This window comes from Chryseobacterium sp. JJR-5R, from assembly GCF_034047335.1.
Taxonomy (GTDB): domain Bacteria; phylum Bacteroidota; class Bacteroidia; order Flavobacteriales; family Weeksellaceae; genus Chryseobacterium.
This window is the reverse complement of the sequence record NZ_CP139137.1, coordinates 536,098-548,202: the sequence shown is the minus strand read 5'-3', so window position 1 is coordinate 548,202 and position 12,105 is coordinate 536,098. Positions and strand designations below refer to the sequence as shown.

The window sequence follows — 12,105 nt, the reverse complement described above, 5'->3', positions numbered from 1 at the left end:
TCTGCATTGGCAAAGAGAATCTGGGTTAATGGAAGGTTAATGAAGGGTTAACGGCTTCCGGGCAAAAGATGAAAGCTTTATCTTTGTTTCAATGATTTCTAAAAGTAAAAACCTTATTGCTCTTTTTACCGCTTTATTCCTGCTTCTGATAGGGATCCAGGGATATTTTATGTATAAGACATATCAAGTGAAGGAGCGTGAGATCTACCGGACCGTGCATAAAAGGCTTACAGATTATACGGACCGTTTAGAAGATAAAGGAGCTATGAGAAAGTCGCCGGATGATTCCATACAGGCAATTTTAGTCCGCTTTAAAGACAGAAAAATCACCCGGGATGAGTTCCTGGATCTTTTTGACAAGAACAGGAAGGCTACCGAAAAGGAATTCAGCAAATTTGTAGACAAACAGTTTAAAGAGGAAGGCTATCAGGTAGCTGTAAAAATCGAGTATTCATCGATTGTTTTTAACCCCACGAAAACCAATCTCATCAGTAAGCCTATCGTCATTTATGAAACGGAGAAGAAGGTTAAAAATGCCGGGATTGCCAATACCGGATCCTGGGAAACCATTTCAAAATCTACCGATGCAGATGATAAAAAAATAACCAGAAACAACAGCTTTTCAGTCAGGAGCATTACCGGATACGAAATTTTAAACATCAAAAATGTCGTTTTTAAGGAACTGACATTACTTTTTCTCTGCTGCATAACCCTGCTTGCCAGTGTGCTGAGCCTTTATATTTTCACCATTAAGAACCTGATAAAGCAGCAGAAACAGATTGAGGTGCTGCATACCATTGTTGATAACATCTCCCATGAATTCAAGACACCGATTGCCACTTTAAAAATAGCTTCCAAAGCCCTGAAGAAGAACATAAATCATGAAACCACTCTTCCTCTTATGGACAGGCAAATTATCCGCCTGGAAAACCTGCTCCAACAGCTGCACCAGGAAGAACATGAAGAAAATGAGGGTAAAATCCGGCCTGAGGACTGGAAGTTTTTCATTCAGGATTTAGCGTTTACCTATTCCGGGAATACATTCAGGCTTCAAAGCAATGTGGTAAAAGAACTTCCTTTTGATAAAATCCTGATGGAAACTGTGATTAAAAACCTCTGTGAAAACAGCGTGAAATACGGAGCCTCCGAAATCGACATCAACATTACGGATCTTGAAAAACATCTGGAAATAACCGTAGCTGATAACGGAGAGGGAATCCCTAAAAATGAAATGAAAAGCATTTTTGAAAAATTCTACAGAATACAGGCGAATAACATCCACAATACGAAGGGGCTGGGGCTGGGGCTGTATTTCGTACACAATATCATTAAAAAGTACAAAGGGAAAATTGATGTCAACAGTACCCTGAAAAAGGGAACAACTTTTAAAATACACCTTCCTTATGAAAACTAAAATCCTGTTAGCTGAAGATGATTCCGATTTCGGAATGATTTTAAAACAATATATGGAACTGGAAGATTTTGAGGTAACCTGGTTTCAGAATCCGGAAGATATCGTAGCGGTTTTACCTTCAGACTTTTCTTTTCACATCGGTATTTTAGACATTATGATGCCGAATATCGACGGTTTTTCTTTAGCCAAAATGATTCTAAAAGAAAAACCGGGTTTTCCGCTGCTTTTTTTAACTGCTAAAAACCAGAAAATAGACCGGCTTACCGGGCTGAAGCTGGGGGCTGACGATTATATTTCCAAACCCTGTGATCCCGAGGAACTAATTCTGAGGATCAGGAATATCCTTAAAAGAGTGCTGCCTTTACCCGCAGAAACACTGATAAAAATCGGCGAATATACGCTTGACACCGAAAAGCTGCTGCTTTCTCACCAACAGGCGGATACAAGGCTTACCATCCGGGAGCAGCAGCTTCTTCTTTACCTGCTGAAAAACAACCGCAAGACCATAAAACGGGATGACATTTTAGACAATCTCTGGCAGACCAGTGATTATTTTACAGGCAGGAGCCTTGATGTATTCATCAGCAGGCTGCGGAAATATTTTATCCATGACCCTGAAATAAAAATTCAGTCCCTGAGGGGGATCGGCTTTGAGATTGATTTCCCTGCCCACTAATTTTTCAGGAAGCTCAGTTCTGCCAGTACCGGGAAATGATCTGAAGGATACAGCAGGTTCTCTCTCCTGTCATTGATGTGGCGGTGGGATCTGATTTTGAATCCTTTTACAAAAATATAATCGATCCGGTCTTTGGGGACTTCATTGATATTGAATCCTGTAAATGTCCCTTTAGGCCCGTAATGTTTCGTTTCTGAATGGTAAAAAGAATCCTGAAGGTGCTGCGACATGATTTTAATCGGCTCCGAATCTTCCGTCAGGTTAAAATCCCCGCTTACGGTAACCGGTAAATTTCCGGGATTGATTTCCTTGATCTTCTTTAAAATCAATTCTGAAGACTTTACCCTTGCGATATTCCCGATATGGTCAAAATGAAGGTTCAAAGCCATGAATTCTTTTTTTGATTTTTTATCTCTGAAAACAGCATAGGTACAGATCCTGTTCAAAGCCGCATCCCATCCTCTGGAAGGTTTTTCCGGAGTCTCCGAAAGCCAGAACGTTCCCGATTTTACCGTCTGCAGCCTCCCGGTATCATAAAATATCGCTGAAAACTCCCCTTTTTCTTTCCCGTCATCTCTGCCGACCCCAATGTAATCGTAATTTTTCAATCCGATTTTAAGATCTTTCATCTGCCCGGGAAGCGCTTCCTGCACGCCGAAATAATCAGGATGATAATAAGTGAGGAGATCCTCAACATCCTGTTTCCTGTTCGTCCATGAATTCTCTTTATCGGAATCTACATTCAGCCTGATGTTGAAGCTCATTACTTTAAGATCCTGTGAAAAACCTAATGCGGAAAGCATTAAAAAAACAATGGAAAACCTGAAATTCATACGCTCTTATTTTAAGTATCAAAAAAGCAAAAATAAGATATCTCCATCAGAGAACCGTTATGAATCCGGTGTTTATTGTTAATTAAACCAATAAAAAACTCCGGAAAATATCCGGAGCCCTGTATGTATATATTTGCATTAAGGAAACTTATTCCCTGGTAAACTTGAATTCCCGTCCTGCCTGCGTAAAAGTAATTGTTTTTTTGTCCGGGCTGAAAATCATTGAGATTTGGGCCTGGTCAAAGGTAAACGTATTATTCCCTGTATACTCAAGAGGAAATTCCTTCTGACCCGTTGCCTGGGCAAAAAGCTGGCTGTCCTTTTCCTTAAACGTAATTTTCAGAGGGAGGTCTTTACTGCCGTAGGTTCCCGTAAAATCTTTAACATTGATTTTCTCCACAGGTTTGGCATCTGCTGAAGACCAGCTGTTGTTCTGGGCGTTCATGTCAGGGATCCTGGAATCCGGATCAAGCTTAACCTGCTCTATTTCTTTGGCAGAATTCACTTTAAACGTCCACTCCGTATTTCTTTTCCAGACCTCAACAGGTATTTTAACGATCTGCTGTGTCCCGTCTTTAAATTTCACCTGAACGGTTGCCGGCATCGGCAGCTGCCCGATATTTTCAACGGTCACCTGCGCTCCGTTTTTAAAATCCCCGTTCACGTATTTCACATTTTTCACGGCCTGGTCTATTTTCCATTTGTTGATGAACCAGCCTCTCCAGAACCAGTTCAGCTCTTCGCCGGAAACGTTTTCCATAGTGTGGAAGAAATCCCACGGCGTCGGATGCTTGAAAGCCCAGCGTTGAATATAGGTCTTGAATGCTTTGTCAAATTTTTCAGGCCCCAGGATAGATTCCCGCAAGATGCCCAGTCCCATCCCCGGTTTGTAATAAGCCAGAATCCCGATGTTGTTTTCCTTCATGTTGTCCGGGCCTACCATAATCGGCTCAAAGCTGTCATTCATCAGGAATGCTCCCATCTGGGCTACATTTTTCTTTTCGTAATATTCTCCCTTATTAAAGGCTTTCGTTGAAAGTTCATTGATGAAAGTGTTGAACCCTTCATCCATCCAGGCAAACATCCTTTCATTGGAACCTACGATCATCGGGAACCAGTTATGCCCGAATTCATGATCGGTAACGCCCCAGAGATCGCCGCCTTTAGAATTCATGTGGCAGAAAACGATGCCCGGATATTCCATCCCGCCTTCGTTCCCGGCAACGTTAGTGGCAGCAGGATACGTATATTCATACCATTTATCCGAATAATGCTCGATGGCTGCTTTTGTGTATTCCGTTGATCTTCCCCATGCTTTTTCCCCGGCGCTTTCTACAGGATATGCAGAAACGGCCAGTGATTTTTTCCCGCTCGGAAGGTTGATCCTTGCCGCATCCAGTATAAAGGCCGGTGAAGATGCCCAGGCGAAATCCCTGGCCTGCGTGATCTTGAATTTCCAGGTTTTCATGCCTGTCTGCTGGTTTTTACCCAGGTCAGATTCAGAACGGATCATTACGGTCTTATCGCTGTTCCTTGCCTGTTCCCACCTGTTGTTCTCTTCTTTGGAATAAACTTCTTTTGCATTCAGGAGTTCCCCGGAAGCCACTACATAATGGCTGGCCGGTACTGTAATATTGGCTGTGATATTTCCGTATTCCAGATAAAACTCAGAGGCTCCCAGATACGGCATCGTATTCCAGCCCAGTACGTCGTCATACACACACATCCTGGGATACCATTGCGCTATGGTAAAGACCTTTCCATTTTTCGTATCTTCTATCCCCATCCTGTCTGATCCGTATTTCGGGGACAGGAAAGCGTATTCAATTTTAATTTTTGCCACACCTCCCTGTGCTTTCAGCCCTTCAGCAAGGTCAATCTGCATCCTGGTGTCCGTGATGGTATATTTCACATCTTTACCGTCAAGCTTTACCGACTTTATGGTATAGCCTCCTTCAAATTCTTCCCCATGGGACCCGTTACGGCTCCCGGACATCGGGACTACCGCATTTCCTCTTGAATCTTTTTTGAATAAGTTCTGATCCAGCTGCAGCCACAGGAATCCTAATTTATCCGTACTGTTGTTGGTATACGTAATTTCTGCTGTTCCGGTAATTTCATTTTTGGCTTCATTCAGGCTGACATTCAGATTATAGTCTGCAGAATTCTGCCAGTATGCATACCCCGGCTGTCCGCTTGCAGATCTTGTCGGTGTACCGGTCTGCGTATAGAAAAACGGCTTGAAAGCCTCTACATAATCATATTTTGGCGCTTCCTGGGCATGTGCCGTGTGCGAAAAGAGCATAACGGCTACAGCGGAAGCAAGGATTGGAAATTTAAAATTCATTGTATTATTATTTTATTTGGTTAATTAGTAAAGCAAACTGCCGGAATTGTTACATTCCGGCAGCTTACTTCTTACGGCAAAGCTGCTTGAATTCAGTATCGGAAGCTTTATAAAGATTGTAAAGCTCATTTTAATGCATCATTACTGGTTTTCATATTCAGCAGATTTAAAGGCATATAAGAATCTGATCATCATCATCATCATCATGTGCAAGAGATTATTTTTGAAATACATTAAGCAGTTCCTGATCAGTTGGATTTCTTTGCTTTAATCATGGCTTCCAGCGCATCCCACATTTCCTGCGGAATATCTTCCAGCATATTAAACTCTCCGGCGCCCTGTAGCCATTCCCCGCCGTCAATGGTCACTACTTCACCGTTAACGAAAGATGAGAAATCTGAAACAAGATAGGCGGCAAGATTGGCCAGCTCCTGATGTTCCCCTACTCTTTTAAGCGGGTTTTTCTTAGCCAGGTCAAACTGGTCTTTCATATCTCCCGGAAGCAAGCGGTCCCACGCTCCTTTCGTAGGAAAAGGCCCCGGAGCGATGGCATTAAAACGGATGTTGTATTTCCCCCATTCAACGGCCAGAGACCTCGTCATGGCCAAAACCCCCGCCTTGGCGCAGGCTGACGGAACCACATAAGCAGAACCGGTCCAGGCATACGTGGTAACGATATTTAAAACGGTTCCCGGTGTTTTTGAATCGATCCAGTGTTTACCGATGGAAAGTGTACAGTTTTTAGTTCCTTTCAGTACAATATCCAGAATAGAATCAAAAGCAGAGTGGGTAAGCCGTTCCGTCGGGGAAATAAAATTTCCTGCAGCATTATTCAGAAGGATATCAATTTTCCCGAACTCTTTCAGGGCCGCTTCTTTCATTGCTTCCACCTCATTCCAGTTTCTCACGTCACAGGCTACGCAGAGCACTTTTCCGCCGGTCTGTTCTTCCAGTTCCTTTGCAGTTCCCTGTAATTTTTCCAGATTTCTGGAGGTAATTACTACTTTCGCTCCCAATTCAAGGAAATATTTGGTCATGGCTTTCCCCAAACCGCTTCCGCCTCCCGTTACGATGGCTACTTTATCTTTGAGTGCATCTTCACGCAACATCGGCTGTGTATACAGATTCATATTTTTATTGTTTGAGTAAATTTAAGGTTTTCAGCGGTTCGGCAAGCTATAAATAATATGCGGAAAATAACAAGAACTTTGTAAATGTTTAGTTTCGGCGGCGGCAAAGCCGCCGCCGAAACTAAAACCAAATAAAATGGAAAGGCATTTTAAATTTAATTAAATTTAAAACCCGAAAAAAATGATCATTTATGGAAAGGTCCGGAACTTATGCATTTCTTTTTCTTTTATTATTCAGCGGATACCAGGCACAGCAGTTTGAAAAGCTTTATCAGTATGTCAACCCTTTAATCGGAACCGAAAAAATGGGGCACACCTACCCTGGTGCTACCGTGCCTTTTGGTGCCGTACAGCTGAGCCCTGAAACCGATACTGTTTCGTATGCACTGAACGGTAAATATAATGGTGAAGTGTATAAATACTGTGCCGGGTACTGGTATGAAGATAGAACAATTGCAGGATTCAGCTCGACGCATTTCAGCGGGACAGGGCATTCTGATTTAGGGGATTTTCTCGTAATGCCGACTGTAGGGAAATTGCAGTTGAACCCCGGAACGGCTTTACATCCTGAAAACGGCTACAGAAGCAAATTTTCCCATCAAAATGAAAAAGCAGAAGCCGGATATTATAAGGTAAAGCTTGAAGACCATAATATTTTAGCTGAACTGACAGCTTCTACAAGGGTCGGGTTTCACCGTTATACTTTTCCGAAGTCTGACCAGGCACATATCATCCTGGATCTGATGGCAGGGATTTATAATTATGACGGCAAAAACATCTGGACCTATGTACGGGTCGAAAACGGAAATACCGTAACAGGCTACCGGCAGACCAACGGCTGGGCAAGGACAAGAACGGTTTATTTTGCCATGAAATTTTCAAAGCCGTTTAAATCGTACGGACAGAAAAGCTATGACGGAAAACAAGTGTACAACGGATTCTGGAGAAAATTCGACCAGACCAAAAACTTCCCGGAAATCGCCGGAAAAAACCTGAAAATGTATTTTGATTTTGACACGGATGAAAATGAAGCAATTGAACTCAAGCTGGCTATTTCTCCTGTGAGCCAGGCCAATGCACTGGAAAACCTGGAGCAGGAAACCGGGGGATTATCTTTTGATCAGGTTAAAACAAAAGCACAGGAAGAATGGAATAAAGAACTGAATAAAATTGTCATTACAGGTTCTGAAACCGAAAAAACAAACTTTTATACCGCGATGTACCATACTTTTATTAATCCAACCACTTATACTGACGTTAACGGAGAATATAAAGGATTAGACCAAAATATTCATAAAGCGGAAGATTTCACCAATTATACCACGTTCTCCATCTGGGACACTTACCGTGCGCTCCACCCGTTCTTCAATATTATCCAGCCGAAGAGAAATAATGATATGGTGAAATCGATGATGGCTCACTACAATCAGTTTTCCATGAAAATGCTGCCAATCTGGTCGCATTATGCCAATGATAACTGGTGCATGAGCGGATACCACAGCGTGAGTGTGGTTGCAGATGCGATTATTAAAGGAAATTATACCGGCGACACAAAGGAAGCCCTGAAAGCCTGTGCTGAAACCGCCAGCAAACGAGACTACGAAGGCATCGGGTATTATATGGATCTGGGCTATATCCCTGCAGAGAAGAATGGGACATCGGTATCCAATACACTGGAATATGCTTATGATGACTGGGCCATTGCACAGTTGGCAAAACATTTGGATGAAACAGAGATTTATAATCAATTTATCAAACGTTCTGAAAACTGGAAAAACAATTTTGATAAAACATCCGGATTTATGCGCCCGCGTTTGGCAGACGGAAGCTTCAAAAAAGATTTCAATGCACTAAGCACGCACGGTCAGGGCTTTATTGAAGGAAATTCCTGGAACTACAGCTTCTTCGTTCCCCAAAATCCGGATGAACTGATGAAAATGATGGGCGGAAAGAAAAAATTTGCTTCAAAACTGGATGAACTGTTTACCATGCATTTACCGGATGAATTTTTTGCAGATACGGAAGACATTACGAGAGAAGGCATCATCGGAGGCTATGTTCACGGGAATGAACCGGCACATCATGTTGCTTATTTTTACAATTGGGCGGGACAGCCATGGAAAACCCAGGCACAGGTCAGAAGAATTTTAGAGATGCAGTATAAAGCAACTCCCGACGGACTGGGCGGTAATGACGACGCCGGACAAATGAGTGCCTGGTATATTTTGAGCTCGCTTGGTTTTTATCCCGTTGCTCCGGGCTCGGAAGATTATGCAATCGGAAGCCCGGCAATTGACCATGCTGTGTTAAATTTAGAAAACGGAAAAAAGTTTGAGATTGAAGCGATCAATCAAAGTCAAAAGAATGTATACGTTGAAAAAATTCTTCTCAACGGTAAAGAAATTAAAAACTTTATATTGAAACATTCAGAAATGATGAATGGCGGAAAACTGAGTTTTTATATGAGCCATCGACCGAAGAAATAACCCCATGCAGAAAACTCAATTTTAAATTTCAAAACAAGGATCAGTAATTTACATACAACATCCGTCGTTTTGCAAACATCCGGTTCCTGATTTCTGCCCAACTTTGTGTTATTAAATTAATATCAATAATATGGACACAGTAAAATTAGGAAGCCAGGGATTAACTGTCCCGAATATCGGTTTGGGATGTATGGGGATGACCGGCTTTGAGGACAGCCATATGTATGGCAAAGCAGATGAACAGGAAGCCATTGCCACCATTCACCGCTCTTTGGAGCTTGGCGGTAATTTCCTGGACACGGCCGATCTGTACGGCCCGTTCAAAAATGAGCAGCTTATCGCAAAAGCTATGGGAAAAGATCGGGAAAAGTACATCATCGCCACAAAATTCGGCTGGGAAATCGATGATCAAAATAAAGTAACCTGGGCCATCAACGGAAGCAGGAATTATATCAGAAAAGCAGTTGAACGTTCCCTGAAAAACCTCAAAACAGATTACATCGACCTTTATTACATGCACCGGCTGGACAAAAATATCCCGATTGAAGAAACGGTAGGGGCAATGGCCGAACTGGTAAAGGAAGGAAAAGTTGGCTATATCGGTTTGTCTGAAGTATCATCAGAAACTGTAAAAAGAGCCCACGCTGTTCACCCCATTACGGCGGTGCAAAGTGAATTTTCTTTGTTTGAACGGACTGTGGAAGAAAAAGGGGTTCTGAAAACTTTAAATGAATCAGGAATCGGTTTTGTGGCATACTCGCCGCTGGGGCGGGGGTTTTTGTCCGGGCAGATCCGTTCTGTTGATGATTTGCCGGAAAATGATTTCCGCAGAGGCATCCCCCGTTTTCAGGAACAGCATTTCCATAAAAATCTTGAGCTGGTGCAGGCCATTGAAAGCCTTGCGAAAGAAAAGAATGTTACGCCGTCGCAACTGGCACTGGCCTGGATCATCAGCAAAGGGATTTTACCGATTCCGGGAACCAAGCGCAGAACTTATGTTGAACAGAATATTGAAGCCGGCAACATTATTTTAAGCGAATCTGATCTTTCAAGACTCGAAAGTATCGTACCTTTAGGAACAGATACCGGTGCGCCTTATGATGAATTCAGTATGGGGCTTTTAGATTATTAATGTGTAACTTTAATTGGTGAGAATAACTAAACCTAACAGGTTTTTGAAAACCTGTTAGGTTTTATGGCGGAATACGATCGCGCCCCGACTTGAGCGGAAATCCTTTTGTGAGAAGGAACGACGAACAAAAGATTGGGAGCGGAAGACGGAAAAAGGCGCCCAAAAATTTATTTAATAGTTTAAAATTATGAATACCATTCCATCTATTTCCGCATTTCATAAATTGCTTTCGCTTCCTGAGCCGAAGCATCCCATGGTAAGTGTTATCGACCTCTCTGAAAGCATTTTCCTTGAGGATGATACCTGGAAAGGCTTTGTCAACAGGTTTTACTGCGTTGCCTTAAAAAGAAATGCAACAGGAAAAATAAAATACGGGCAGCAGCACTACGATTACGATAAGGGAGTTCTGAGTTTTACAGCCCCCAATCAGGTCCAGTATTTGGATTTGCAGAATATGGAATGCGGTTCCGGATATTTGTTGGTCTTTCATGAAGATTTTTTGCTGAAGCACCCTCTGGCAAACACCATCTCGGGTTTCGGGTTTTTCTCGTATGCCGTAAATGAAGCTTTGCATCTGTCTGAAGACGAAGAACACAACCTGATCGAAATCCTTTTTAAAATCGATAAAGAATGCCAGCATATTGATCCGCATACCCAGGAGATCATCTTATCCCAGATCGAATTGCTCCTGCAGTATTCCAACCGTTTTTACGAGAGGCAGTTCATCACCAGAAAAAACAATAACCATCAGTTGCTGATAAAATTTGAGAAGTTCCTGAATGACTATTTTGACAGGGATTCTTTGGAGAAAGGGCTGTTGACCGTTCATCATATTGCCGAAGCCATGAACCTTTCACCGAATTACCTCAGCGACCTGTTACGGGTGCATACCGGGCAGAATACACAACAGCACATCCACGAAAAGCTCATCAGCAAGGCCAAAGAAAAACTTTCGACCACAGAACTATCCGTGAGTGAGATTGCCTACCAGCTGGGATTTGAACATTCGCAGTCCTTCAGTACCCTTTTTAAAAAGAAAACCAACAGATCACCTCTGGAATTCAGGCAGTCTTTTAATTAAACTGCACAGTCCGATACCTTTCGGCTACAGGAAAATACTTTTCGGCTACAAGAGTGACGAAGCGAAACCCCAACTTTGCATTATAAAAATCAGATATACAATGAAAGTATTTGTTACAGGCGCTACAGGTTTTGTAGGAACTGCCGTAGTACAGGAATTATTAGCCAACGGACACGAGGTTTTGGGATTGGCCCGTTCGGAAGAATCAGCACATAAACTGATGGCAGCCGGAGCTAGGGCGCACCGGGGAGATTTAAATGATTTTGAAAGCTTAAAATCCGGAGCCGCCGCTTCAGATGCAGTGATCCATTTGGGATTTGTCCACGATTTTACCCGATTTGAAGAAATGTGTAAACTTGACGGACAAGTGATAAAAGCCATTGGCGAAGCTTTACAGGGAACCGATAAACCTTTTCTAATCACTTCCGGGACTGCACTTTTTTCCAAAGACGGGCTTACAACAGAAACAGACCGTTCGGTAAACCCACATCCCAGAATTGCAACAGAAAACGCCGCTGATGCGGTAGCCGGAAAAGGGGTGAAAGTAGCTGTTGTAAGATTATCTCCTTCAGTTCACGGGAAAGGTGATGTTATTGGCTTTGTTCCGACATTGATAAGAATTGCAAAAGAAAAAGGCAGATCTGCCGTAGTCAATGGCGGTCATAATTTATGGCCGGCAGTTCACAAATCGGATGCTGCAAAACTGTATCGGCTGGCTTTGGAAAAGCCTTTTGAAAGCGGAACAAGGTACCATGCCGTTGGAGAGCAGGGAATTCCGTTTAAAGATATTGCAGCCTATATCTCAGACAGATTACAGGTTCCCCTTGTTTCCCTTACCAATGATGAAGCGGCAGAACATTTCGGATGGTTTGCGCATTTTTCAAAACTTAACAACCTGACTTCGAGCGAAGAAACAAAATCAGTTTTAGGCTGGAAACCGCAACATCAGACTTTGATGGAAGATTTGAAAAGTGATGCTTATTTCACTGGACCCCAATAATCTGTA

The 12,105-nt window shown here is 42.7% G+C and carries 9 protein-coding genes; 6 read left to right on the top strand and 3 right to left on the bottom strand.

Annotated elements, in window-relative coordinates:
• Positions 1-91 precede the first annotated feature (91 nt).
• Positions 92-1,414 (top strand): HAMP domain-containing sensor histidine kinase, encoded by a 1,323-nt coding sequence (locus SD427_RS02590; protein ID WP_320559755.1) that lies wholly within the window; start codon positions 92-94, stop codon positions 1,412-1,414.
• Entirely contained in the window at positions 1,404-2,090 is a 687-nt protein-coding gene (locus SD427_RS02585; RefSeq protein ID WP_320559754.1) for a response regulator transcription factor, read from the top strand. Before SD427_RS02590 ends, SD427_RS02585 begins: the two co-directional genes overlap by 11 nt.
• On the opposite strand, the gene SD427_RS02580 is transcribed toward SD427_RS02585, so the two are convergent.
• From SD427_RS02580 to SD427_RS02570, 3 genes are all read right to left on the bottom strand, one after another.
• The gene (locus SD427_RS02580) at positions 2,087-2,923 is read right to left on the bottom strand and encodes an endonuclease/exonuclease/phosphatase family protein (RefSeq protein ID WP_320559753.1); all 837 of its coding nucleotides are present in this window, start codon (positions 2,921-2,923) and stop codon (positions 2,087-2,089) included. The genes SD427_RS02585 and SD427_RS02580 overlap by 4 nt on opposite strands.
• A 148-nt stretch (positions 2,924-3,071) precedes the next feature.
• A complete protein-coding gene (locus SD427_RS02575) occupies positions 3,072-5,270 on the bottom strand; it encodes a M1 family metallopeptidase (RefSeq protein WP_320559752.1) in 2,199 nt (732 codons plus the stop codon).
• A 248-nt stretch (positions 5,271-5,518) separates the two neighbouring features.
• Positions 5,519-6,400, bottom strand: a complete 882-nt coding sequence (locus SD427_RS02570) for an SDR family oxidoreductase (RefSeq protein ID WP_320559751.1) — start codon at positions 6,398-6,400, stop codon at positions 5,519-5,521.
• Between the two features lie 191 nt (positions 6,401-6,591).
• Between SD427_RS02570 and SD427_RS02565 the strand changes: the two genes are divergently transcribed.
• The 4 genes from SD427_RS02565 to SD427_RS02550 all read left to right on the top strand — a co-directional run bounded on the left by SD427_RS02565 (position 6,592) and on the right by SD427_RS02550 (position 12,099).
• A complete protein-coding gene (locus tag SD427_RS02565) occupies positions 6,592-8,886 on the top strand; it encodes a GH92 family glycosyl hydrolase (protein ID WP_320559750.1) in 2,295 nt (764 codons plus the stop codon).
• A gap of 130 nt (positions 8,887-9,016) precedes the next feature.
• Positions 9,017-10,018: an aldo/keto reductase gene (locus tag SD427_RS02560; RefSeq protein ID WP_320559749.1), complete on the top strand. Its 1,002-nt coding sequence runs from the start codon at positions 9,017-9,019 to the stop codon at positions 10,016-10,018.
• 187 nt (positions 10,019-10,205) lie between these two features.
• Complete coding sequence (locus SD427_RS02555) at positions 10,206-11,099, top strand: helix-turn-helix transcriptional regulator (RefSeq protein WP_320559748.1); 894 nt, start codon at positions 10,206-10,208, stop codon at positions 11,097-11,099.
• Between the two features lie 100 nt (positions 11,100-11,199).
• Positions 11,200-12,099, top strand: coding sequence for an SDR family oxidoreductase (locus tag SD427_RS02550; RefSeq protein ID WP_320559747.1), 900 nt, complete (start codon positions 11,200-11,202; stop codon positions 12,097-12,099).
• Positions 12,100-12,105: the final 6 nt, after the last annotated feature.